This window comes from Vibrio sp. Vb1166, from assembly GCF_033338695.1.
Lineage (GTDB): Bacteria > Pseudomonadota > Gammaproteobacteria > Enterobacterales > Vibrionaceae > Vibrio > Vibrio alginolyticus.
This window is the reverse complement of the sequence record NZ_JAWOTE010000003.1, coordinates 140571-165332: the sequence shown is the minus strand read 5'-3', so window position 1 is coordinate 165332 and position 24762 is coordinate 140571. Positions and strand designations below refer to the sequence as shown.

19 protein-coding genes are annotated in these 24762 nt (G+C 43.5%); 14 read left to right on the top strand and 5 right to left on the bottom strand.

The genetic code is table 11. The features are described 5' to 3' along the window. Positions 1–141: 141 nt before the first annotated feature. Positions 142–1170: a dihydroorotase gene (pyrC, locus tag R7E51_RS05120; RefSeq protein ID WP_017821241.1), complete on the top strand. Its 1029-nt coding sequence runs from the start codon at positions 142–144 to the stop codon at positions 1168–1170. A 95-nt stretch (positions 1171–1265) separates the two neighbouring features. Here the strand turns inward: pyrC and R7E51_RS05115 are convergent, their stop codons facing one another. Beyond that, entirely contained in the window at positions 1266–2171 is a 906-nt protein-coding gene (locus tag R7E51_RS05115; protein WP_017821242.1) for a DUF808 domain-containing protein, read from the bottom strand. Positions 2172–2343: 172 nt separating this feature from the next. Between R7E51_RS05115 and R7E51_RS05110 the strand changes: the two genes are divergently transcribed. The 7 genes from R7E51_RS05110 (at position 2344) to R7E51_RS05080 (ending at position 12774) form a co-directional block, all read left to right on the top strand. Next, complete coding sequence (locus R7E51_RS05110; RefSeq protein ID WP_017821243.1) at positions 2344–3264, top strand: M14 family metallopeptidase; 921 nt, start codon at positions 2344–2346, stop codon at positions 3262–3264. A 755-nt stretch (positions 3265–4019) separates the two neighbouring features. Next, entirely contained in the window at positions 4020–4964 is a 945-nt protein-coding gene (locus R7E51_RS05105) for an ABC transporter permease (RefSeq protein ID WP_017821244.1), read from the top strand. Further along, complete coding sequence (locus R7E51_RS05100; RefSeq protein ID WP_017821245.1) at positions 4961–5914, top strand: iron chelate uptake ABC transporter family permease subunit; 954 nt, start codon at positions 4961–4963, stop codon at positions 5912–5914. Before R7E51_RS05105 ends, R7E51_RS05100 begins: the two co-directional genes overlap by 4 nt. Positions 5915–5967: 53 nt before the next feature. After that, the gene (locus R7E51_RS05095) at positions 5968–6936 is read left to right on the top strand and encodes a siderophore ABC transporter substrate-binding protein (RefSeq protein ID WP_017821246.1); all 969 of its coding nucleotides are present in this window, start codon (positions 5968–5970) and stop codon (positions 6934–6936) included. A 94-nt stretch (positions 6937–7030) separates the two neighbouring features. Then, a complete protein-coding gene (locus tag R7E51_RS05090) occupies positions 7031–9211 on the top strand; it encodes a TonB-dependent receptor (RefSeq protein WP_005375288.1) in 2181 nt (726 codons plus the stop codon). 264 nt (positions 9212–9475) lie between these two features. Continuing rightward, a complete protein-coding gene (locus R7E51_RS05085) occupies positions 9476–11086 on the top strand; it encodes an ATP-binding cassette domain-containing protein (RefSeq protein WP_206957819.1) in 1611 nt (536 codons plus the stop codon). Next, entirely contained in the window at positions 11083–12774 is a 1692-nt protein-coding gene (locus tag R7E51_RS05080) for an ATP-binding cassette domain-containing protein (protein WP_017821247.1), read from the top strand. The genes R7E51_RS05085 and R7E51_RS05080 overlap by 4 nt, the downstream gene beginning before the upstream one ends. 203 nt (positions 12775–12977) lie before the next feature. Here the strand turns inward: R7E51_RS05080 and R7E51_RS05075 are convergent, their stop codons facing one another. Continuing rightward, on the bottom strand, positions 12978–13766 hold the full coding sequence (locus R7E51_RS05075; protein WP_005385013.1) for an AraC family transcriptional regulator: 789 nt from the start codon (positions 13764–13766) through the stop codon (positions 12978–12980). A gap of 98 nt (positions 13767–13864) precedes the next feature. Here R7E51_RS05075 and R7E51_RS05070 point away from each other — a divergent pair, with 98 nt between their 5' ends. From R7E51_RS05070 to R7E51_RS05060, 3 genes are all read left to right on the top strand, one after another. Next, complete coding sequence (locus R7E51_RS05070) at positions 13865–14770, top strand: DMT family transporter (RefSeq protein WP_172563905.1); 906 nt, start codon at positions 13865–13867, stop codon at positions 14768–14770. A 145-nt stretch (positions 14771–14915) separates the two neighbouring features. Then, positions 14916–15401, top strand: coding sequence for an acyl-CoA thioesterase (locus tag R7E51_RS05065; RefSeq protein ID WP_005375279.1), 486 nt, complete (start codon positions 14916–14918; stop codon positions 15399–15401). 171 nt (positions 15402–15572) lie between these two features. After that, entirely contained in the window at positions 15573–15818 is a 246-nt protein-coding gene (locus tag R7E51_RS05060) for a hypothetical protein (RefSeq protein WP_005375277.1), read from the top strand. Positions 15819–16185: 367 nt separating this feature from the next. On the opposite strand, the gene malG is transcribed toward R7E51_RS05060, so the two are convergent. The 3 genes from malG to malE all read right to left on the bottom strand — a co-directional run bounded on the left by malG (position 16186) and on the right by malE (position 19921). Continuing rightward, positions 16186–17076, bottom strand: a complete 891-nt coding sequence (gene malG, locus R7E51_RS05055; protein WP_005375275.1) for a maltose ABC transporter permease MalG — start codon at positions 17074–17076, stop codon at positions 16186–16188. A gap of 12 nt (positions 17077–17088) precedes the next feature. Further along, a complete protein-coding gene (gene malF / locus R7E51_RS05050; protein WP_005375273.1) occupies positions 17089–18663 on the bottom strand; it encodes a maltose ABC transporter permease MalF in 1575 nt (524 codons plus the stop codon). Positions 18664–18742: 79 nt separating this feature from the next. Beyond that, on the bottom strand, positions 18743–19921 hold the full coding sequence (malE, locus tag R7E51_RS05045; protein WP_005375272.1) for a maltose/maltodextrin ABC transporter substrate-binding protein MalE: 1179 nt from the start codon (positions 19919–19921) through the stop codon (positions 18743–18745). 672 nt (positions 19922–20593) lie between these two features. On the opposite strand from malE, the gene malK reads away from it, so the two are divergent. From malK to R7E51_RS05030, 3 genes are all read left to right on the top strand, one after another. Continuing rightward, on the top strand, positions 20594–21712 hold the full coding sequence (malK, locus tag R7E51_RS05040) for a maltose/maltodextrin ABC transporter ATP-binding protein MalK (RefSeq protein ID WP_005375271.1): 1119 nt from the start codon (positions 20594–20596) through the stop codon (positions 21710–21712). 422 nt (positions 21713–22134) lie between these two features. Then, positions 22135–23535 (top strand): undecaprenyl-phosphate glucose phosphotransferase, encoded by a 1401-nt coding sequence (locus R7E51_RS05035; protein ID WP_033906767.1) that lies wholly within the window; start codon positions 22135–22137, stop codon positions 23533–23535. A 10-nt stretch (positions 23536–23545) separates the two neighbouring features. Further along, complete coding sequence (locus R7E51_RS05030) at positions 23546–24751, top strand: outer membrane beta-barrel protein (RefSeq protein WP_206957822.1); 1206 nt, start codon at positions 23546–23548, stop codon at positions 24749–24751. Positions 24752–24762 lie beyond the last annotated feature (11 nt).

Sequence of the window (24762 nt, the reverse complement as noted above, 5' to 3'; positions counted from 1 at the left end):
ACTCTTTATAAAATTGAAAAATGGGATGAAATATGAGGGCAATTCCTCTATCATCCTGTCGCCTAAGCGCAAGCGTTTGCTCAAAAGCAAATACGGCGCTTAGGCTCCAATCAGACAACTTTTCAATGGTGGGAGCAATTAATGACAACACTGACTATCACTCGTCCTGACGACTGGCACGTTCACTTACGCGATGGGGAAGTTCTTAAAGACACCGTTCGCGACATCAGCCGCTACAATGGCCGTGCGCTGATTATGCCAAATACCGTCCCACCTGTTACTACAACTGAGCTCGCCCTAGCCTACCGTGACCGAATTCTCAAAGAGCAACATGGCGAACAGTTTGAGCCTTTAATGGCGCTTTACCTTACAGATAACACGACACCAGACGAAATACGTAAGGCTAAAGCAACCGGACACATTGTTGCTGCCAAGCTCTATCCTGCTGGCGCCACAACAAACTCAGATTCCGGTGTGACCAATGCGAAAAACATTTATCACGTTTTAGAAGCAATGGAAGAAGTAGGAATGTTACTTTTGGTTCATGGGGAGGTAACACATCACGATGTTGATATATTCGACCGAGAAAAAGAATTCCTTGATACCGTCCTCGCTCCTATCGTCAATGATTTCCCTAATCTTAAAATCGTACTAGAACATATCACCACCGCCGACGCAGCAAACTTCGTTAACAATGCCTCAGACAACGTAGCGGCTACCATCACTGCCCACCACCTTCTTTTCAACCGTAACCACATGCTTGTGGGTGGTATTAAACCTCATTTCTACTGTTTGCCAATTCTTAAGCGCGGAACCCACCAGCAAGCGCTGATCGAAGCAGCAACTAGTGGTAGCAAGAAGTTTTTCCTAGGTACAGACTCAGCGCCACATGCGAAAGGGGCAAAAGAATCGGCTTGCGGTTGTGCTGGTTCTTACACTGCACACGCTGCGCTAGAGCTTTATGCAGAAGTCTTCGAAAAAGAAGGCAAGTTGGAAAACTTGGAAGCTTTCGCAAGCTTCAACGGTCCTGATTTTTACTGCATTGCACGTAACACAGATACGGTAACGTTAGAAAAATCCGCTTGGGATGTGCCAGAAACGATGCCATTTGGCAATGATATCGTTGTGCCTATTCGAGCAAATGAACAGATCGAGTGGAAAGTGAAGTAAGTACTTTACTGACATTTCACCTATAAAACAGGGTCATGCTTTTTGTAAAAAGAAGTCATGACCCTTGTTATTATCGTCTCATGTTTTAGATGTGATTATTGACCACGAAGCTTTTCAACCATCGTCCATACCGCAACCACAACCAACCCCGCCACAAAGCCGATAATACCGTTCAGTAAAATAGGCAAAATGGCTGTAGCAACCGAATGACCACTAAAGTTCATAATAATCGGCTCTACAAAGTGATGAATGGCTGGCACGTTGTGCACCACAATTCCTCCACCCACCAAAAACATCGCAGCAGTTCCTACAATGGTTAACAACTTCATCAACTTTGGTGCAAAAGCGACCAAGGCCCCTCCGACTTTCGCTACCCAACCTTTACCGTTTGAGCGACTTTCAAGGTAAAGGCCTAAATCATCTAGCTTCACAATCCCAGCGACTAGTCCATAAACTCCAACCGTCATAATCACTGCAATTAAACTGACAACTAAAATTTGCGTAACAAGACTGGCTCCTGTCACGGTACCTAACGCAATCACGATGATCTCTGCTGAAAGGATAAAGTCTGTTCGAATCGCACCAGAAACTTTACGCTTTTCATACTCTTCTATCGACTCTCCAGTATTAACTAGCTCCTCTTTTTCTTCGTGCGGATGCGAGTGAGGAAACACTTTCTCAAGTACTTTCTCTGCCCCTTCAAAGCAGAGAAATAAGCCGCCAATTAGCAATAATGGCATAATAAGCCATGGAATAATCGCGCTAATAAGTAAAGCTGAAGGAACTAAAATCAATTTATTTTTGAATGAGCCTTTTGCAACCGCCCAAACCACTGGAATCTCTCGCTCAGATGCAACACCAGACACTTGTTGAGCGTTTAACGCTAGATCATCTCCCAATACACCTGCGGTTTTCTTTGCCGCCATTTTTGACATTAAGGCGACATCATCAAGCACCGTGGCAATATCGTCCAACAGTGTGAGTAAACTTGCTCCAGCCATTTTTTGTCTCTTATATGAAATTGAGTAAGTAACAAAATGTAACACCAATGAATCACTCATCAAAGTGATGATTTTGCAAAGAATACCACCCCAAATGGTGTTTTATATTGCCGTAAAGATAAGACAGGTCTAGTCTTGTGATACCTTTCAGCAGTCAAAAGAAAAAGTATAGATGAAAAGTGGATACATTTACCCGATCGGTACTCCTGGCCAACCTTGGAACGAAGAAGAACGTAAAGCTTGGTTAGCAACGCAAGAAGTAAAACGTAGCTACCAAGATGAAGTCGTCAGTAAAATCGATGCCCTACGCGAGCGTTTTGATGTTGAACAATATGGTGCGCTCTCATACAACGAGGCACGCTTCCCTCTGTTTTGTATCAAAACACGCAATTGGGATTCAACTAAACCTGCTGTGTTGGTCACAGGCGGCGTGCACGGTTACGAAACCAGCGGTGTACATGGCGCATTAAAGTTTGTAGAAACAGAAGCAGAGCGCTATGCAGAGCATTTCAATATTGTCGTTGCACCCTGCGTAAGCCCTTGGGGTTACGAGGTGATCAACCGCTGGAATCCAAACGCGATTGATCCAAACCGCTCTTTCTATAAGGATAGCCCTGCCGAAGAGTCCGCTAACCTCATGAAGCTCGTTGCAACTTTAGGCGATGTGTTAATGCACATTGATCTACATGAAACGACAGATTCTGACGAAACTGAGTTCCGTCCAGCCTTAGCTGCTCGTGATGGTATTGAGTACATTGAAGGTATGATCCCAGATGGCTTTTACACGGTGGGAGATAGTGAAAACCCTCAGCCTGACTTCCAAAAAGCGGTCATTGAGTCAGTTGCAAAAGTGACTCACATTGCACCAGCAGATGAAAACGGCGAAATCATCGGTTCACCCGTCGTACAGTTTGGCGTTATCAACTACCCAATGGTAAAACTGGGCCTGTGTGGCGGCGTAACAAATTGCGTTTACGGCACGACAACGGAAGTGTACCCAGACAGCCCAACGGTGACCGACGAAGAATGTAACGATGCACAGGTTGCAGCCGTGGTGGGTGGTTTGAATTACGTACTAAGTAAGCTCGAATAACACAGGTTAACAATAAAGCAACTGACGATGTCTTTGAATTGTGAATCAGCTTTACTTTGCTCCAAAAGCAAGTTGAGACATTAATCCGCTAGTTTATTAGAAATTACCGCATTAACATCGCTAACACTGAAGATGCGAAGCATCACGACTTTATGACGCTATTTTAATGCGGTATCTAATAAATCCTAAAATACAAACGACATCTAGACATCATCGTCACTACTAACTCCTCTTCCTGAACAAACTATCGTCATACCATTTAAATCAAACCTCAACCAACGAGCTTCTGAAGCGAAAAACATCCTTAAACAATAAGAAAGCTTAATGCTCTTTGGCTTTATTTTTTAATCACTTACCCAAAAGCACATGCATTAGCCATTGCCTTGTTTTTTATACGCGATTGATCTTTTTAGAGAAACATATATGAACCTCATTGCTTAACCGAAAAAACAAAGATATAATGAAAATAATTATCATTTGCATTTTAAATCGAGAACCTATTTCTCTTTGCATTGAAAGCGGCACTTTTCTTTTGCTAGTTAATCCAGTTTTAAAGCCAAATCAGCACGTTGAATTTTTAGGTATGGCCTAGTGATACTTTGAGGGCTGGATTGTGACCTTAATGTTTATAAAAAATAACTTGGTTATGTTTTGTTGGAATTTAGAACCTATATGCGAATAGATATTCATTATTCGTATTCCATCCCCAAGTCATAAGTTAAGAGAAACTCATTTTATTTTGGGGCAGATTCTGTATGAGTATTCACGTAGTAAGCCTGTTTTTTATACTGTGCTTAACTTCAATTTTCGTCGGCGCAAACCAACTAGATTGGTCGTTATTGCTGACCATGGATGACAAAGCTTGGCTACCGATTACTGCTAGCAGATTACCAAGGCTAATCGCACTAATTCTTACCGGATCTGGTCTCGCAATATGTGGTGTTATTCTTCAACATATTGTTAGAAATCGTTTTGTTGAGCCGGGCACCACAGGCGGTATCGATGCGGCAAAGCTCGGTATTTTGGTATCTATCGTCATGCTTCCATCCTCAGACAAGCTTGAACGTATGCTCTTCGCCGTACTATTTTGCTTCGCCGCTGGCCTTATCTACATTGCCATCGTACGAAAAATTAAATTCAGTAACTCTGCGTTAATACCTGTGATTGGGCTTATGTTTGGTAGTGTACTAAGTGCTATAGCGGAGTTTTATGCTTATCAAAACAACATCTTACAGAGTATGTCCGGTTGGTTAATGGGAGATTTCTCCAAAGTGGTCCAAGAACACTATGAAATAATTTTCTTGATTTTACCCATCACCCTACTGACTTACTTATATGCACATAAGTTTACTGTGATGGGAATGGGCGAAGATGTTGCGTCCAACTTAGGAATTAATATTGCGTTCACTGCCGCCTTGGGTCTAATGCTAGTTTCCGTGACAGTTGCTATAACAGTGGTGACCGTAGGTGCCATTCATTTTATCGGTTTAGTCATACCTAACCTAGTCGCACTAAAATATGGCGATCACCTTAAAAACACCCTACCAATCGTTGCACTAGGCGGCGCTTCGTTACTTATTTTTTGCGATGTCATAGGCAGAGTTGTTGCCTTTCCTTTTGAAGTCCCAATGGGATTAACAGCCAGTGCTATCGGGGGAGTCATGTTTCTTGTGTTTCTTTTGAAAGGAGCACGAGTATGAGATCACATTACTCAAACATGCTAGTGAGCATTATACTCGTTTGCATACTGTCTATCGCCTTTATCTTTACAAACTCTGGGTGGGATTTTGATTACGTCATCCCCAAGAGGCTGATTAAACTTGGTGCCATAGTTATTGGGGGCAGCTGCGTGGCCATCTCTGCTGTTATTTTCCAAGCTTTAGCTGGTAATCGTATTCTTACGCCATCCATTATGGGATATGAGTCGGTTTATCTGGTTTGGCAAACCCTACTCTTATTACTAGCGGGCACTTCTGGCATTGCTACATTAGGCGTTGTCGGTAATTTCGCTGTCTCTGCAATACTCATTCTGTTGTATTCCTTAGCGATTCAATCTTGGGTACTCAATAGATTTAAACATGACATGCACCAAGTTCTGCTGATTGGCTTTGTATTGACAATGGTGCTGACAACTCTTGCTCAATTTATCCAGCTCAGAATAAGCCCTGGAGAATTCTCTATCCTTCAAGGGCTCAGCTATACCTCGTTTGAGCGAGCGAAACCTTCTACGTTACTTTTTTCCAGTATTGCGTTAAGTGTTTTGGCACTCTTTGCTAACAGATGGTCACGCGAGCTAGATGTGATAGGTCTAGGTCGAGACCAAGCGATGTCATTAGGACTAAATGATAAGCAATATGTACCAAAGTTCTTTGCTGTAATCGCCATTTTGGTAGCAATTTCGACGAGCTTGATTGGCCCAACGGCTTTTATGGGAATTTTTATTGCCAATATTGCTTATTCCGTTACTAGCGCACCGAACTACAGACACACATTGCTCGTTGCTTGTGCTATTGCAATTGTCATGTTCTTGTCTGGTCAACTTCTGGTAGAGCACTTATTTAACTTTAAAACCACCGTCTCTATTTTGGTGAATGTCCTTTGTGGGGGATATTTCCTAGCCATCACGATAAGAGCAAGAAGCCAAATATGAAAACTGTTACTCGCCTGTTTAAAGACAACTCACTGACAAAAAGGAAATACCCCATGTTTAAGAGCCCCCTACGTTTGAGTATCGCGCTTGCTTGCTGCGCTCTAGGAACCTTATCAGGTTGCGAGCCGGAAATAACTAAAATTGAAGATACTCAGCCATTAGAAAAGCTCATCGTGATTGAACACAATCTCGGAGCAACTACTATTTCTCATCGCCCTCAACGAGTGGCAGCATTAGATATGAACGAAGTGGACTTTTTAGATCAGCTAAATGTTCCAATCTCAGGAATGGTGAAAGACTTTGTTCCTCACTTTCTAGCGAAATACAAAGACACACCTGAGATAGCGGATCTTGGCGCGATAGTTCAGCCTAATATGGAAAAGATCTATGCCCTAAAACCAGATCTCGTATTGATGACTCCGCTACATGCTAATCAGTATGAAGAACTCTCTCAACTCGCTCCGACTTTACATTTTGACATCAGCTACCGTAATAGTCGTGACCATCACGTCGATACCATTAAGAAACACCTTGTAGAGCTTGGTGAGATCTTTGAAAAGCAGGAGCTAGCCCAACAGAAAGTTGCCGAAATCGATGCAAAAGTCGCAGAAGTGCGCGCTGTTACGAAAGAGCGTTCAGAAAAAGCTTTGGTTGTCATGCATAACAATGGTGCTTTCAGCTCATTTGGCGTTGAGTCTCGTTATGGCTTCGTTTTCGATGTTCTGGGGGTAAAAGCAGCGAGTGAAAAAGTGGAGACAGGTTTGCATGGTCAGCCAATTTCTAGCGAGTTCATTAGCCAAGCTGATCCAGACATTCTTTACATCATTGATCGAACAGCAGTAATGGAAGGAAAGCCTGTCATTGATGCGGAACACTTAGCAAACCCGCTACTCCGTCAAACCAAAGCATGGAAAAACGACAACGTCGTTTTTGTTGATGCCGATGCTTGGTACATCACTTCAGCAAGCATCACATCTCTGAAAATCATAATTGATGACATCCTAAAAGGTTACCAAAGCTAAATCTAATAACAATGAGTTGGATCTTAAGTAATTCAACACTCAACCGACGTCAGAACGGATGTGAGCTAGCCCAAACAAAGAAAAGGAATCTATAATGACTCATGACTATCATCAGATAGCGATGGACTCTTCACAGAAAAACAAACCAAGCCCGTGTCATATCGCCCTCTTTATTTCACTTCAATTTAGTACTTTTGTCGTACCAATTAGTATCGCTCAAGCTGAAGAAGTCGTAGATGAATCAATGACAGTTTATGGTGAAGCAAACAGAGTTTATGCCGCTGGCAAAGTTTCTCACGCGAGTAATATGGGAATGCTTGGCGACAAAAACTTCATGGAAACGCCTTTCAATACGATTGGATACACAGAAAAACACATTCAAGACCAACAAGCACGCGATATCTCAGATGTAATCTCAGCTTCTGATCCCTCTGTTTTCACCAGCGGTGAAACCGGCTTAAACAAAGAAAGTTTCAAAGTAAGAGGTTTCAACTCAGACATTAGCGACGTTATGTTTAATGGATTGTATGGTATCGCTCCTTATTACCGAACCTCTCCTGAAATGTATCAACGTATTGATGTACTTAAAGGTCCTGCTTCTTTGCTCAACGGTATGCCACCGAATGGATCTGTTGGTGGCACCATCAACTTAGTGACAAAAAGAGCACAAGAAACACCAATCACATCTTTCACCGGCAGCTACTTATCGGACACTCAATTCGGAGGACATATCGATATTGGACGTCGCTTTGGTACAAATGAAGAATTTGGTATTCGTTTCAACGGTGCATTTAAAGATGGAGACACCGCGATAAACAACCAAAGCAAAAAAACTCAACTTGCATCATTAAGCCTTGATTGGCGTAATGACATTGCTTTCCTTGAAGCAGATTTTTACTACAGTACAGAGCGAGTTGAAGGTGCAAACCGTGGGTTAAGCATCGCTTCTGGTCTCAAAATCCCATCACCTCCTCCATCTGACACATTATTGACGCCAAGTTGGGCCTACAATGATAGCGAAGATAAAGGGATGATGATTCGCGGGGAGCTAAACGTTAGTGACTCTGTAACTGTATACAGCGCATTGGGTGGTAGCCGTACAGATTTTCATTCAAATGTACCGCAACGAATCAAAATCATCGATAACGAGGGTAACCTAGAGGTATCTCTCGGATCAGTTAAGCTTGAGAACAAACGAACTTCAGGTGAGATAGGTGTTCGTAGCAACTTTGACATTGGCCCAGTAGAACACCACCTTGTACTGAATAGTACTTACTTTAGAGAAGATAAAAATGATTCTCCAACAGGTAATAATAATCCAGCCCCTTGGAACTCGAATATTTATGATCCTGTTTGGGGACCAGAAAATTCAGTTTACGACAACTACTATGGTTTACCTGTCGATTCAACTCAGGTCAGCTATGGCATTGCCGATACGTTATCTTTTGTTGATGGGAAATATCAAATCACGCTCGGCTTGCGTTACCAGAGCATTGATTATGAATCTGGAATAATAATGAACGGAATGTCGCTTCCTACCACCAAGTTTAAGGAAAGTACTTACACTCCCGCACTTGCAGCATTATACAAAGTTTCGAGCTCAGTTTCGCTTTATGGTAACTACACCGAAGGCTTAACGAATGGGAAAACAGCAGGCTCTAGCGCCGCAAACGCAGGAGAGGCTTTTGAACCCCAAAAAACCAAACAGACTGAAGCAGGCGTGAAGCTTGACCTGGACGGCTTTGCTCATACGTTCAGTTTATTTGAGATTAAAAAGCCAAATGGGTACCAAGATCCGGATACCAACATTTTTTCTTTCGGTGGTGAACAGCGCAATCGCGGTATTGAATGGGGGTTCTACGGCACACTATCAAAGGACTATACGCTCATCGGTGGTATCGCCTATACAGATGCAGAGATTACAAAAGCAACAGATGTGACAGAGGAGGGGAAACAAGCAACTAAGCTACCCGATTTACAAGCTAAACTCGCATTAGAATGGAACCTCCCTGCGATGCGTGATCTCACGCTTATCGGCCAAGCGAACTATATGTCTGAACAGTACATTGATGCACAAAACACTCAGGCATTACCTGCACAGACTATTCTTGATCTTGGCGCACGCTACAACTCAAAAATTGCTGAAACAAGCGTGGTTTGGCGCCTTAGCGTAAACAATGTACTGGATGAAGATTACTGGACAACCACCCACTATGCGGACCTAGCTCTTGGCGCACCACGTACAGTGATGCTGTCAGCTACTGCGGATTTCTAATCCCTCCACCTCCCCTTTAGCCTGCCTTCTAAGGGGGACTTACTCCCATTTGGCTGTTCATGAAAATTCACAACAAATCAAAGGAAGTACTCATCTTCAACATTCAAGCAGACAAAGAGCTCGCAACACCTACGGCCAAAGTTAATTCAAAACATAATCCATCAACGTCCACTTCCATAGGCTTTATATGAAAAACGATAAGAGCTCAATATGCTCTACCACGTTCTCCTTATTTTCGCTTGATAGGCTAGATAAGGTGACAATATGATAAGTAAAATCAGCCAACATTACGTTACGCCTAGCTTAATGCCAGCCTTAAAGCCATCGATTAAGAAGCTTGCTTTGGGAACGTTTTGTGAAGCACTTGCCGCTGTGGCAAAAGTTGGTGCACTGCTATGCTTGATAAACCTTATCGATAAATTTGCAAACCAATGGATTTACGGTGCCATAGGACTTTGGGCGGCTAGCGCACTTGCCTCATCAGTGGGCTCGTGGTTAGTTCATGATGCCGAGTCGCAGTTTTCCACTCGATTACGTCGCCAAGTTGCTCAGCACTTGACGCGCTTGCCAAGCAAGACCATCTCTCAATATGGTGATAATCAACTGCGTCGCATAGTTTCCGAAGACATCAGCACGCTTCACCACATGGTTGCGCATTTGCCTTCAGAACTCGTGACATTCATTGTCGTTCCCGCAACTTCTATTTTTATCATGTTGAATCTCACAGGTCCGGTAGCGATGCTTACTCTGCTCCCTGGTCTAATTGCATCATTGTACTACCTACTCTTTTTACCTAGGTTCGCCGCTAAACATGGCAAAGAGCGCATGACAATAATGGGTGATATCGTTACCGCAGTAAACGACTACACAAGAGGTATCCGAGTAAATCGAATTTACGGCACGCAAGCAGGAGCACTCGACAGCTATAATGATGCCACAAGACGCTTTACTCACGGCATAGTGAAATGGGTTGGTAGCGTTGCCCTTCCAGCAGCAATTGCTACCGCATTACTTCAAGCGGTTTCGACTTTCGCAATGGCCTATACCATTGGCTATGAATTAAGTCCCGTGGCAATGGCGTCGCTATTCTTTTTTGGTTTGGCCGTCGTATCACCCGCACTGAAGCTTGGCCATGGATTGGACTACGTTAACGCAGGAAAGAATGCTGCAAAGAACATCAGCGACTTTTTACAGCAACCACAAATAGAAAGTGGCAGTTTGAGCGCGGGAGAAAAACCGCTATCACTACAAGCATCAAATATCGTAGTGGCTAATGGAACTGTTAATATTATTGATAACTTCTCCCACTACTTCCCACGGGGTTCATTTACAGCCATCATGGGGCCTAGCGGAGCAGGCAAAAGTACGTTACTACGTCTATTAGCAGGTCAAGAAACACCTCTTTCAGGCTTCGTTACCTTAGGAGGCAATCAACTGTCTAAACTCTCTGAGATATCCCGATACTCCGCCATACGCTATGTGCCCCAAGATATCGGTGTACTCAAAACTACCATTAGGCAGAATTTGAAACTATCAACGCCAAGTTCAAGTGACGACGAGCTGAACCAAGCTTTGCAACAAGCTCAATTAAAGATTGACCTCAATTCTGATGCAAGCGTGCTTTCAGGAGGCGAGCAACAACGTGTCGCAATAGCTAACACATTTCTAACTCAAGCCAACGTTCTATTACTGGATGAACCAACCAGTGCTCTCGATAAAAATACGGCCTTCACTGTGATCAGAAATCTCGCGAAGTTTGCTAAAGCACAAGACAAGATATTGATCATAATTACTCACGACTCAGAACTCGCGAAACTTGCAGACACTACATTGATGCTCAACAGAAAGGCTCAACGACAGGATGAAGAAGTATGACGGCTCACAATACCCTCTATTCCAATTCGACAATTCCACAAAGTGCAAAGCACCGTCTATATCGAGTCGCTATAGGTTGGGGACTAGTTGCATTATTTGAGGCAACGGCTTACACATTTCTTGCAATATCTATTGTCGAACAAGCTTCACCATTGAACGTCATAATAGCTGCTGTTCTAACTGTGATAGTTACCGTTATTGTAACTCGTTCTGGATTTCTCTCTGGTGCGAAACTGGCTGGGGATCTTTATTCATCAGTAGGTCATTCGCTCAGTAAAGCAAAGTTAGCTTGGTTTAATGATCAGCATAGAACTCAGCTCACTCAACTAGCAGAACGAGGAATACCTGGCTTTATGGCCATTCCTGCTCATCAGCTACAAACATTTTTGCACGCTCCAATGTTACCCATATTTTTAATTATCGGTATTGGGGTCGTTGGAGGAGGTGAAATTGCACTACTCAGTGCCGTATTGTTACTAGTTGCACTGCTCGTTCAGTACAAGGCGCAAAGATACCTAAGTCGCTCAGATAGCGACCGACATGACGCAGAGCTTCAAGCGACTAAATCAACACTTGAGCTCATAGATCACCTTGAGTTACTTCGCTCAACAGCGGGGCCTGAGCGCTCAATCGAGCGTATTGAACAGAGTTGGCACGCACAAGAAGAAGCTCATTCAACTATTAATCGTAACGCTTCTATCGCAACCTTAGTATCAGGATTGGCAACGATTTTACCCCTTGCAGGTATCGCCATCTATCTCGTCTTAGAGCCGATTACTCAACCCTTATTAGCCTTGGCTTTATTGATATTGATTACCCGTGCAGCTGCACCTTTGGGTGAACTCGCGTTGGCAGGCTTTGCGATTAACGACGTAAAATCCTCAATTAAAAATTACGCTCAGTTAACGAATGTCCCTGTTCTGCCTGAGCCTAATCCTCAATTTGCAACCTCCCCCAAAAACCATAAGTTCGAACTGAACCTTGTGGGCCATTTAGATCTCTTTGAAGATGCTAGCACGGAGATCAAACAAGGTGATACCGTCGTCATCAATGGAGTCAGTGGCAGTGGGAAAAGCACTTTACTGGGCCTGTTTCTAAGGTTTGATGATCCTGACCAAGGTCTTATTTCGCTCGGAGGGATAGATCTAAAGAATATCCCTTATGACGTGCTCACCCAGCATATAGCCTATGTTGCTCAGGAACCGGTCATTTTTACTGGCACATTGGCGGATAACATTCGGTTAGGTAATCCCAATGCAAGTGATTATGAAGTTGAGAGCTTTGCAAGACACGCACAATTGGACAAACTTATTGACTCATCTCCTAAAGGAATACATCAAACAGTAGGACAAAGAGGCTCAGGGTTGTCAGGAGGTGAAAGACAGAGAGTTGCAATTGCGCGAGCTCTCATTAAAAAGGCGCCAATCCTCATTTTCGACGAAGCGACGGCAGCATTAGACGAAGCAACCGAAAAAAGTATTGCTCAACATATTCAAACATTGAACTCGACCGTGATTATTGTGACGCATCGCGATCAGAATATATGGTCACCCACATTGGAACTCACGATTGAGGGTAGAAGAGTTATAGTTGCACAGTACAACTCTACTTCCTTGAAAAGTAGGGACAAATTGGCGGCTGAAGAAACTAATAACAATCAATACTTAAATCTAAGCGGTGTCAATTGAGTTTTTTGTCACTTTAGCACATTGTATCATCTAAAGAATCTTACAGGCATGTTGTAAAGCAATGATAATAAAGCGAATTCTCAAGGTTATAATTCTGACTCAATCTGACACAAGATAGACGTAGGTCTTTCCAATACCATCAGCTTTTCGAGTCGGTCATCATACAGCGCATTGTCAATTTTTTTAAAATAGACTCTACACTTTTACAACAATCGATTCTTGTATTGCTCCGGTGTCATGCCGGAGTATTTCTTGAACATCGCGATAAAAGGGCTAGCTTGGTTATAACCTAACGTCAGAGCGACTTCTTTTACGGTCTGCCCTTTACGCAGCAACTCCATAGAATGTAAATATCGCACACGTAAGCGCCACTCAGTAAAGCTCATTCCTAACTCACTCTGGCAATGTCTCGCTAACGTGCGTTCTGTGGTATGCACTTTTGCCGCCCACTCCGCCAAACTGATCTCATCCGTCGGCGATTCTTCTACTGCTTTTAAAATCGGTTCAAGATACTTATTGTCGGTAGTCGGTAAAAAGTGATGTTCGACTTCTTGCTTTGCAAGCTGGTCCAATAACACTTGTACCAAGCGCTTGTCTTCATCAGTTTGCGCCACGTTAATGTCTCGCTGACGAAAGTCCTCAATAATAGATGACACGATTGGAGTCACTTTGATCAAGCTCGTTTTAGTTGGAAAATGCGCCGTCAATTCAGGGGCAATATTCAAAGAACAATATTCGATTGGCTTACGGTTGTAGCTAGTGTGACGAATTCCGGCGGGAACCCAAATAGCAAGATGTGGAGGTGCTAGAAATCTTGTGTCTTCTGCATCCATCTCCAGAATCCCACCGCTGATCAGTTGCACTTGCCCCCAAGGGTGGCTATGAATTCGTGTTTCTGTATTAGAGAGAAACGCTTCGAAATTCATAAATACATCTGATGGCGCACGATCGATTGATAAGGAGGGGTGAAGATTTCTGGCGCTCTTTTTCAAAATTGTCTTCCTATCGCTTACGATGTCTTTTAAGAGATACTTTTTATTATAAAGACCTGCCAGACTAGCGCCATCAATAATTGTGCTATAGGGTTCTCATGATTTATTTACTTCCGTTTTTCACCGTTATGATTTGGGGTGGTAACTCAATTGTGAACAAGATGGCTGCGAGCGCCATTGAACCAAGTGCGATGAGTTTCTACCGTTGGTTTGTCGCAATGGTACTCCTAACGCCATTTTGCCTGCCTGCAATCATCAAACAACGACACATTATTCGACCTCACTTAGCTAAGTTGGCGTTTCTTGCGTTACTTGGTATGGTTCTCAACCAGTCACTTGGATACTATGCCGGTTTAACAACAACGGCCTCTAATATGGCCCTGATCACCTCTTTAGTTCCTTTGATCAGTGTGTTTTTAAGTGTCCCATTGCTCGGTAAATCTATATCAATGTTAAGTATCGTCGGTGGTGTCATTTCGCTCGGCGGCTTGGCATTTATGCTTGGTCACGGTGATATCACTTACTTTTTACATCAAGACTTAACGCAAGGTGACAGCTTAATGCTCGTTGCTGCCATGGTATACGCGGCTTATTGTGTTCTGCTAAAACGCTGGAAAATGCCATTCAGTAGTCTGACTCTGGTTTACATGCAGGGCTTCTTTTCTGTTTTGATGCTCACACCACTTTGGCTCTCTAGTGAGCAACTGTTACCAAGCCAAGATGCGCTGCCGTTAATCGCTTATGCTGGTATTGCTGCTTCCATTTTCGCGCCGCTGATGTGGGTAAAAGCGATTGATTCAATTGGTGCTGATTCAAGTGCTATGTTCATGAACCTAATGCCTGTGGTTTCCGTCATACTTGCTTCAACACTAATTGGTGAGAAAATTTACGCTTACCACATTATTGGTGGGTTGTTAGTCATCTCTGGCGTTATCCTGTCGCAAGTAAAAGTAAGACAGAGAAAACCATTATCCAATTCTGAGATTGCCTCTACCGCCAATTAACATCTACACCCCAAGCCACAGAACTACGCTGTGGCTTGTCACTTCCAGCGTTCGAATAAAAGTTAAAATTTTGTTTCATTCGCTATTCCCGAAAATTCATCTTGCTGCTAAATTGGGAAAACAATAACCCATCAAGGAAAGACAGATGAGCAGTGGTCAAAGAGACATTACCCTTCGCTTTTTAGCAGAACCCAGCGACGTAAATTTTGGCGGAAAAGTGCACGGCGGCGCCGTAATGAAATGGATCGACTTGGCAGCGTACGCCTGCTCTGCAGCGTGGAGTGGTAAATATTGCATTACCGCATATGCTGGCGGCATTCGGTTTGTTGCGCCGATTCATGTCGGCAACTTAGTCGAAGTTAGCGCGAAAGTCATTTATACCGGACGAAGCTCAATGCACATTGCGATTGACGTGCAAGCCAGTGATCCAAAGCAAATGAAAAACAGACTCACCACTCACTGTATCGTTATCATGGTTGCTGTAGATGAAAACGGAAAACCAACCGATGTACCGAAATGGATTCCAGAGTCAGATGAAGACAAAGCCTTAGAGCAATCCGCTATCCGTCTTATGAACATGCGTAAAGAGATTGGGGAAGAAATGGAAGCACACGTTAAATATCTCAAGTAACTGGCATCCGTTAAGAACGCTATTAAGTACCTCAACGTTACCTAGACCCAGAGTGTGGAGCTACATCATGGTTTTGCCATTTGTTTCACGCTCGCCCTTCTCTGTCATAAATCCTTCACCTAGCTTTGCTTAAATCCATCCATTATTTTAGAGTTGGATAGAGTTTGGATCTTGAGACTAAAAGAAACGACCTTAAGTGAAGAGACGTTGACCAATTTAAAAGCGGTCGAGTACCAGTGGGTGAGAACCATGTACGTCGAGGGGTATAACGAAACAGAAATTAATCATTACATTCAAACTTGCTTTGGCGGCGACGTTACCTTTGCTAATCTATTTCGTCGCGTCGCACTGCAGCAAGAAAGTTTGTACACGCTGCTTCAATACGTTGGATGCGCACCTTCCAGCCGAGAGTTTTAATCTCTTCCTTCCCTACCTCAATTTAGCTTTTTACTAAGCTCTAGTTATTTATGTGAAGTGCTACGCAGGGCATTATTCAAGCCCTGTGTAATCCATTGCAAAGCCGCTAATCTCTATCTACTTATTGCAAAATTGCCTTTAACAGGCATAAAAAAACCTGAGTCTAAACTCAGGTTATGGTTACAAAAACTGTTAGTGATTGAATCGTAAGGAACTAAGCTAACAGCCAGCTATGCGTAACGCCAATAAAAGCCAAGATATTACTGATCGGCGGCCAAACCAAAATTGTAATATCCGTGCTAAGTATAAGGGCGACCATGTGGTCGCCCTTTTCTAGTTATTCTTATCAATCTCAGACCACAAGAGATTATCCTTTCACACCACCAGCGGTTAGACCACCAACCAACCAGCGCTGCGCAAGTAAGAATACGGCAGTGATTGGCACTGCTGAAAGTACAGCAGCTGCGGCAAAGTCACCCCACAAGTAGTTTTGTGGATATAGGTATTGCTGCATACCCACTGCAAGTGTGTACGAGTCTACATCAGAAAGCAGTAGTGACGCTACAGGAACTTCACCAATTACCATGATGAACGACAAGATGAAGACTACCGCTAGGATTGGCACAGACAGTGGCAGCAATACCAAACGGAATGCTTGCCATGGTGTAGCACCATCAAGAGCCGCCGCTTCTTCTAGAGACGAGTCAATACTTTCGAAGTAGCCTTTAATGGTCCAAACGTGCAGTGCGATACCACCTAAGTAAGCGAAGATCAGACCGCCATGCGTGTTCAGGCCAAGGAAAGGAATGTACTGACCCAGTTTGTCGAACAACGCGTACAGAGCAACCAGTGCCAACACCGCAGGGAACATCTGGAAGATCATCATCGCTTTAAGAATGGTGTTCTTACCTTTGAACTTCATACGAGCAAACGCGTAAGCCGATGTGGTTGATAGCGCCACGATTAGGATTGCAGAAATACCACCCACTTTTACAGAGTTCCACAGCCATGTCATTACTGGGAATGGTGGCGGTGTAACTGTACCGTCTGGATTAGTCACCGAGAAACCTAATGCCAATTTCCAGTGATCAAGTGTTGGGTTGTCTGGGATCAGGCTACCCGTTGCAAAGTTACCTTCACGGAATGAAATCGCGATGATCATCAGCAAAGGGAAAATAATCAGTGCCAAGAATGCCCACATTGCAATATGAGTAGCCCAAACACGATACTTTAATGACTTACCTTGTACCATTGCCATTGTAATTTCTCCTTAGTCCTGAGCTACTTTAGTTACGCGTAGGTTGATAAGTGCCAATGCGCCAACCAATAGGAAGATAAGCGTTGCTACTGCACTTGCTAGACCGAAGTCTTGACCACCAGCACCTTCGAATGCGATTCGGTAGGTGTAACTTACTAGCAGGTCGGTGTAACCCGCAGGCTCTGATGTACCAATCATGTTTGGACCACCGCCAGTCAACAACTGGATAAGTACGAAGTTGTTGAAGTTAAATGCAAAACTCGCGATCAACAATGGTGTTAACGGCTTCAACATCATTGGTAGTGTGATACGTGTGAAGTTCGTGACAAAGTTCGCACCATCAATGGCTGATGCTTCATATAAATCGTCTGGAATCGCTTTTAGTAAGCCCATACACAAAATCATCATGTAAGGGAAACCAAGCCAAGTATTAACAATTAAGATCATGGTTTTCGCCATGAACGGATCAGAGAACCAAGCCGGGCTAATGCCGAATAAGCCTTCCAACAACATGTTGATCTCACCAAAGCTTTGGTTAAACAAACCTTTAAAGATCAAGATAGAAATAAACGCCGGAACTGCATAAGGCAGGATTAGCAACAAACGGTAAACTGAGCGACCTTTAAGTGCTTCCCACTGAACCACACTGGCAAGGACAAGACCAATAACAAGCGTAAACAATACGGTTAGCGCAGAGAAAACAATGGTCCAGATAAAGATACTGATAAACGGCTCTTTGATACCATCATCTTTCCAAACACGCTCAAAGTTGTGGGTACCAATGTTCACCACGAAACCTGGTGACACTGTGCTGCCAACAAATTGACCGTTTTCATCGACAGGCTGGTAGTAACCTACTTCCATATTTGGACGTAGCGTTTCTTCAGTCCGGTTGTTGTAAAGCGTTTCACCATCTTCTTGTAATGTGTACAAAGGCACAACTGCAGCAAATTTGCGCAGCCCACTCATACGGATATCATCACCGCTTGGCAAATGTAAATCGACACTGCTCAACGCACTGCGGTTCTTAACAATCGCCTTGATTGATTCTTTTTCACCCGTCACTTCTTCAATTGGTGAAAGATCAAACTCCGATGCTGAAAGGTTATCAAGCTGAAAAGTCGGGCTTGCAAGTAGCTCACCATCTTTTTCAACCACAAGTTGATGGCCTTGCTCCGTTTTATACAAAGTGAACGGGTAGCTATCACCACTTTGGTAAGTTCGGTCCAAAAGTACGTTCTGAGCGCGATCAAAAGAGAGTTGGTTCTTCGCGCTATAGTTGGTAAACGCCAAACCTATGGTGTACGCCAAAGGAAAAAGAATGAAAAGGATCATCCCTGCTATACCAGGGTAGATGTAACGGTGTGCGTACGTCTTTTTACTACCAAAGATGAACAACGCTAAAGCGGTAAGAATGAGCGTAAGTAGTGCAAACGCAATCTCACCGCGAGAATACATAAGGATTGTTGCGTAGCCATTGATGATGCCGACTGTGCCTAAAAGTGACCATTTCATGAACACTTTTTTGCTGCTCGGAAGGCTGGCTTCTGGTGCTGTCATAGCATTTGTACCTTGAACTGACTGCATAGGGAACCTGCTAGCGAATATAGAATAAATATAGAAAAGTAAGGAGGAGTTGCCTCCTCCTTAAAAAGGTCTTACTTAATTATTTAGTCATTTGTTTTTCTGCATCTGCAAGAGCTGCATCGACAGTTTGACGACCGTCAACTACGTTGATGATTGCGTTCTTAGCCGCACCCCAGAATGCGTTCATTTGAGGGATATTTGGCATGATTTCGCCGTTCATCGCATTGTCCATTGTTGCAGCGATACGAGTATCTGAATCTAGCTCACGTTGGAACGAGTTAAGCGCTACCGCACCTAGAGGCTTATCGTTGTTAACCATACGTAGGCCATCGTTTGTTAGTAGGTAGTTCTCAATGAACTCAACTGCTAGGTCTTTGTTTGGAGACGCAGTGCTGATACCAGCTGTTAGAACACCAACGAATGGCTTAGAAGATTGACCTTGGAACTTAGGTAGCGTAGTCACGCCGTAGTTAACGCCTGACTTCTCAATGTTGCCCCAAGACCATGGACCGTTGATCGTCATCGCTGTTTTGCCTTGGTTGAACGCAGACTCAGACACGGAGTAATCCATATCCGCAGAGATTACGCCTTTATCAACTAAGCCTTTTACGAAGCTCATTGCGTCTTTAACGCCTTCTTTCGCGATACCAGCGTCTTTAACATCGTAACCTTCAGAAGTGTATTTGAACGCGTAGCCGCCATCAGCCGCCATTAGTGGCCAAGTGAAGTACGGTTCTTTTAGGTTCCACATGATTGCAGACTTGCCGTCTTTTTTAAGTTTTGCATCTAATGCTGCAACCTCTTCCCAAGACTTTGGTGGGTTTGGAACTAAGTCTTTATTGTAGATTAGAGATAGAGACTCAACCGCAACTGGATAGCCGATCAATTTGCCGTCGTAACGTACTGCATCCCAAGCGAAATCAACGATACCTTCTTGAATATTCTTAGAAGGTTTAATTTCTGCTAGCAGGCCAGCTTCTGCGTAACCACCGAAACGGTCGTGAGCCCAGAATACGATATCAGGACCGTCGCCAGTCGCTGCAGTTTGAGGGAATTTGTCTTGAAGGCCATCTGGGTGAGCCACAGTCACTTTAATGCCTGTGTCTTCTTCAAATTTCTTACCAACTTCAGCAAGGCCGTTGTAGCCTTTATCACCGTTGATCCAGATAGTAAGTTGTCCTTCTTCGATGGCAGCATTAGCACCAAAAGAACCCAAAGCAACAAGAGTACCTAGTGCTACAGCGCTTAACTTTTTCATGTTCGTATCCTTTTTATATTTTTGATGTAGGGCTAGTCCATTGAGGTTCAGCCGTATTTCGACATATATCATCTGAAATAATCCAATATGTCTCATCCTCCTAATCCCTACGCCCTTACAATTATGACGTATTTTCGTGATCTAAATCGCCAAGGGTAAGAGACTCAAATCACAAAATGGATAGTTCCTGTGATCGGTTTCAACTTTAGGTGGTGCAATAATGTGATTTCCGACCAACTGCTTTCTTCCTCCTCCTTTTTTACTCCTCCCTTTCTACTCCCCCTACAATTATTTCTATTAGGAGGATGTCGCACTACGCACAATCTTAGAAACTGCAGTCATCCAAGAGTGGATGGTAAGAACCCTTTCCCAGCAGTGCCTACGTATTAGGAAAAAGATTTGCTGGTTTTGCATTGCCAGACGAGTGGAATGTCATTATTAGTGTTGTTTGTGGTAATTATTTCACGGGGGAGACAATACGAATAATGTGGGGGAGAGAAACTCGTACTTGGCTATGATGGGTAGCACTTCTATTCAGGACATTTTATTGAAGTGCTACCCTACTTTTCTTACCAACCGCAAGAACTTACCGATTCCTACTGTTACTGCTCGCTAGATAATTCATATAATGATGAGCGGTGAATAATAAAAAATTGATCGAGGACGAGCTACATGGCGAGTGTCACGTTAAAAAATGTTTGTAAAGCGTATGGCGACGTACTGATTTCTAAGAACGTAGACCTAACAATCAACGAAGGTGAATTTGTTGTTTTTGTAGGTCCATCAGGTTGTGGTAAATCTACCCTTTTACGTTGTATTGCCGGTCTTGAAGACATTACTTCAGGTGATTTGTATATTGGTGACCAGCGCATGAATGACGTCGAACCATCCAAACGTGGTGTTGGTATGGTATTCCAGTCTTACGCTCTTTACCCGCACCTTAACTTATATGACAACATGTCATTTGGCTTGAAACTAGCAAAAGCAGACAAAGCAGAAATCGACAAGCGTGTTGAACAAGCAGCAGAAATCCTACAACTAGGCCACTTGCTTGAGCGCCAACCAAAAGCACTTTCTGGTGGACAGCGTCAACGTGTGGCGATTGGCCGAACATTGGTATCGCAGCCAAATGTATTCCTTCTAGACGAGCCACTATCAAACTTGGATGCGGCACTGCGTGTAAACATGCGTGCACAAATCACGAAACTTCAGCGCCAACTTGGTTGTACCATGATCTACGTAACGCACGATCAGGTAGAAGCGATGACAATGGCAGATAAAATCGTTGTACTAGACGGCGGTTATGTATCGCAAGTTGGTAAGCCGCTTGAGCTTTACCATTACCCACAAAACCGCTTTGTAGCTGGCTTTATCGGTTCTCCGAAAATGAACTTCATGAGCGTATTCATTGATGAAGTAGAAGCAGAGCGCGTCAAAGTTCAACTATCTAACGGCGTATCTTTCTGGATTCCGGTGGATGGTACAACCGTTAACCGCGGCGACCGAATGTCTTTAGGCATTCGCCCTGAGCACCTATTATCCGCTTCTGAAGCTGATGCAAGTATTCACGGTGAAGTGATGATTGTTGAGAAGCTAGGTAACGAAACTCAAGTATACCTAAATCTAGAAGGCGCGGACGCCGACGTTATTTTCCGTCAGCCGGACACGCTTGCAGTCGACACTGGCGATAAAATCGAGATCGGTATTCCAGCTCATCGTTGTCACCTGTTCCACAGTGATGGTCGCGCATGCCGCCGCCTATACAAAGAAAACGGCGTAGAAGTCGAATAGTTCATTCGTCCTTACTCAAAAAAATCCCTCTCAAGTGAGAGGGATTTTTTTATCTTAATAAATATCAGCAATTCGATACTAAATCATTAATCGTGAACGAATCAAATCACCCGTTTCTTCTACCCTCACATAAACCATTGTCTTTGTACTGATACTTCATTTTTAATACTTTTCCTCATTCCTCATAAGTAAGTACCAGCTTTTTCCTAACCCGCCAAACTTAGCCAAAGGGCTAAATATCATTCTTATTTCCACTTACCTCAACAAAGCAAATTTTTACACTTATCAACGAAATTACACGTGACAAAAAACTCAGCAGCATTCCACAGAATGCTCTGTGCACTAACTACTAATAACGTTCACGACACGGCAATTGGGGAAGACACCCAAGGGCGGTAGCGTGTCAGAAGGGAAACTGAGTCATGAAACAAAAAGGACTTATCCGCTCTCATGAGATGGAGTTCGCTTTTTTATATCGCATCTCAGATCTTGCTGTCATCGTCTCTTTTATGCTGCTTTTAGTGTTCAAAGACATGAATACTGCGATGGGGAAAGATTACGTCATATTGGCTTTCGTTGGAGGCATCTCCTTTCTATTTATGGCAGAAAGCGGCAATCTTTATCGCTCTTGGCGAACCAGTTCGTTTAAAGAGCAGATGTTTATTGTCTGTGTTGCTTGGGCGGTGACTTCTGCACTTATCTTTATTGTGCTGTATTTTTCTGAAGTCCATACCTTATTTGATAACACAATTTTAGCGCTGTGGTTTGCGATTACGCCCGCTCTGCTTTTAGCATGGCGAGTAACATTCCGTACCGGATTAGCCTATTTGAGAAAAAAAGGATTCAACACTCGCACTGCGATCATCATCGGCCAAACTCCTCACGGCATTACCCTAGCTAACGAAATTCAAAACCACACAGAACACGGCGTGCTTTTTGATGGCTTTTACGACGAACGATCTTCCGACAGACTGCCAAATTCTGATTATCCTATTAAAGGAGCTGTTGACCACGCCCTTGAGCGAGCTAAAAAAGGGGAAGTAGATTACGTCTATATCGCGATGCCAATGCACGCAAAAGAGCGCATTGCGTCACTTCTTAACCAATTCTCAGATACCACCGCAAATACGTATCTGATTCCCGACTTCTTCACTTATAACCTTTTACATTCTCGTTGGGCGCAGATCGGCCAAGTTCAAACACTAAGTGTCTTTGATACACCTTTTGCTGGAATTTCTTCTTGGGTAAAACGGTTTGAAGACATCTTGTTTTCGAGCATTATTTTGGTCTTAATCGCCCCTATTCTATTCGTCATTGCGATTGGCATTAAGGCAACGTCTAAAGGCCCTGTCATCTTTAAACAACATCGTTACGGTCTTGATGGACGCAAGATTGAAGTCTGGAAGTTCCGTTCAATGACAACCATGGATCAAGGTTCCAACGTGAAACAGGCGACAAAGAACGATCCTCGTATTACGCCTTTTGGCGGATTTCTACGTCGCACCTCTTTGGACGAACTGCCTCAATTTATCAATGTACTGCAAGGGACCATGTCTATTGTTGGTCCACGCCCTCATGCCGTGGCGCACAATGAAGAGTATCGCCAGATTGTTGACCGATACATGCTACGTCACAAAGTAAAACCAGGCATTACTGGCTGGGCGCAAATTAATGGCTATCGCGGCGAAACAGACACCTTAGAAAAAATGGAAAAGAGAGTCGAGTTTGATTTGGATTACATCCACCACTGGTCGGTTTGGATGGACATCAAAATCATCTTTATGACCGTTTTCAAAGGCTTCACTGGTGCTAACGCTTACTAAGGTTAAGATTATGAAGAAACTGACAATGGCAATAACATTGAGTCTGTTTTCTACTGACTTGCTCGCAGAATCGATGGCTTACCAAACCGAGTCTGGTATAGAGTTGATTCCCCTCGTAAAAACTTTCTACGAGGGAGATGACAACATCAATAAAGCGGAAAAATCCGGCAATGTAGAATCGGTCAATATTTGGGGTATAGAACCAAGCTTACTAGCACGTATAGAACGGAATCGCTATCGCGCAGATATTTTATATAAGTTAAAAGCTGGCTTTTCATCTGACGATCGCAACGACTTCGACGACCACACTTTTCAGTTTTCCAACTTTTTCGAATTTAATCATCGTCATCGTTTAGTGGTTGATTACCGTTTTCGCGCCCAGCATGAAGTTCGAGGAGAAGATATTACCGAAGGTAATGGTAGCGCAATCGACTCACCAATAGAGTTCAACCGTAACGATGTAAAAACCAATTATGTCTTTGGATCTAACGGTGCCAAAGGCAGACTCGAATTCGGTTTAGGCTATAGTGATAAAACCTATCAAAACTATCGTGACGGCTTGCCTGGGCGCCCAAACGCTAAAACTAAATACAACGATTTTCGAGCTCCCAATGCACATTTGGAGTTCTATTTAAGAGCGACGCCAAGAACCTATTGGTTAGTCGGAACAAACCAAATCGTAACCGAGTATCAGCACCGAAATTCTGCGCAGCCATCGAAAGATAACAACACCAGTTTCTATTACACCGGTGCCGAATGGGAAGTCACAGGAAAAACCAAAGGCATCGCTCGACTCGGTTATCAAATCAAAGATTTTGACAGCGCTCAACGAGAGACATTTAAAGGCTTTAGTTGGGATATCGGCTTTGAATGGTTGCCTCAAGAACAAACTCTAGTCAGCGTGAAAACCACTCAAGCGGCGGTTAACCCCGATCAAGATGGCGATTACAACCTACAAACTCGTTACCGACTGAACCTGAAGCACGATTGGAATAGTTACCTTGCAACTCGCTTAGGTGCTGTTTATCAACAAGATGATTACACGGGAATCTCCAGAAACGACGATCGGTACACTCTATCTTTTGGTATCGATTATCAGATCAAACGTTGGATACAGCTGCAAGCCGATTGGCAATACCAAGATAAAAACTCTAGCCGATCGGATTATAGCTTCGAACAAAATATTTGGACTTTAAGCGCACAGTTTTCTCTGTAAAAAGGATTATT

Excerpts from the sequence above, each read along its gene's own strand:
- malF (WP_005375273.1), bottom strand. The coding sequence starts at position 18,663 with ATGCAGTCAGTTCAAGGTACAAATGCTATGACAGCACCAGAAGCCAGC.
- pyrC (WP_017821241.1), top strand. The coding sequence starts at position 142 with ATGACAACACTGACTATCACTCGTCCTGACGACTGGCACGTTCACTTA.
- R7E51_RS05115 (WP_017821242.1), bottom strand. The coding sequence starts at position 2,171 with ATGGCTGGAGCAAGTTTACTCACACTGTTGGACGATATTGCCACGGTG.
- R7E51_RS05035 (WP_033906767.1), top strand. The coding sequence starts at position 22,135 with ATGAAACAAAAAGGACTTATCCGCTCTCATGAGATGGAGTTCGCTTTT.
- malK (WP_005375271.1), top strand. The coding sequence starts at position 20,594 with ATGGCGAGTGTCACGTTAAAAAATGTTTGTAAAGCGTATGGCGACGTA.
- R7E51_RS05095 (WP_017821246.1), top strand. The coding sequence starts at position 5,968 with ATGTTTAAGAGCCCCCTACGTTTGAGTATCGCGCTTGCTTGCTGCGCT.
- R7E51_RS05030 (WP_206957822.1), top strand. The coding sequence starts at position 23,546 with ATGAAGAAACTGACAATGGCAATAACATTGAGTCTGTTTTCTACTGAC.
- R7E51_RS05065 (WP_005375279.1), top strand. The coding sequence starts at position 14,916 with ATGAGCAGTGGTCAAAGAGACATTACCCTTCGCTTTTTAGCAGAACCC.
- R7E51_RS05070 (WP_172563905.1), top strand. The coding sequence starts at position 13,865 with ATGATTTATTTACTTCCGTTTTTCACCGTTATGATTTGGGGTGGTAAC.
- R7E51_RS05085 (WP_206957819.1), top strand. The coding sequence starts at position 9,476 with ATGATAAGTAAAATCAGCCAACATTACGTTACGCCTAGCTTAATGCCA.
- malG (WP_005375275.1), bottom strand. The coding sequence starts at position 17,076 with ATGGCAATGGTACAAGGTAAGTCATTAAAGTATCGTGTTTGGGCTACT.
- R7E51_RS05080 (WP_017821247.1), top strand. The coding sequence starts at position 11,083 with ATGACGGCTCACAATACCCTCTATTCCAATTCGACAATTCCACAAAGT.
- R7E51_RS05090 (WP_005375288.1), top strand. The coding sequence starts at position 7,031 with ATGACTCATGACTATCATCAGATAGCGATGGACTCTTCACAGAAAAAC.
- R7E51_RS05110 (WP_017821243.1), top strand. The coding sequence starts at position 2,344 with ATGAAAAGTGGATACATTTACCCGATCGGTACTCCTGGCCAACCTTGG.
- R7E51_RS05100 (WP_017821245.1), top strand. The coding sequence starts at position 4,961 with ATGAGATCACATTACTCAAACATGCTAGTGAGCATTATACTCGTTTGC.
- malE (WP_005375272.1), bottom strand. The coding sequence starts at position 19,921 with ATGAAAAAGTTAAGCGCTGTAGCACTAGGTACTCTTGTTGCTTTGGGT.
- R7E51_RS05105 (WP_017821244.1), top strand. The coding sequence starts at position 4,020 with ATGAGTATTCACGTAGTAAGCCTGTTTTTTATACTGTGCTTAACTTCA.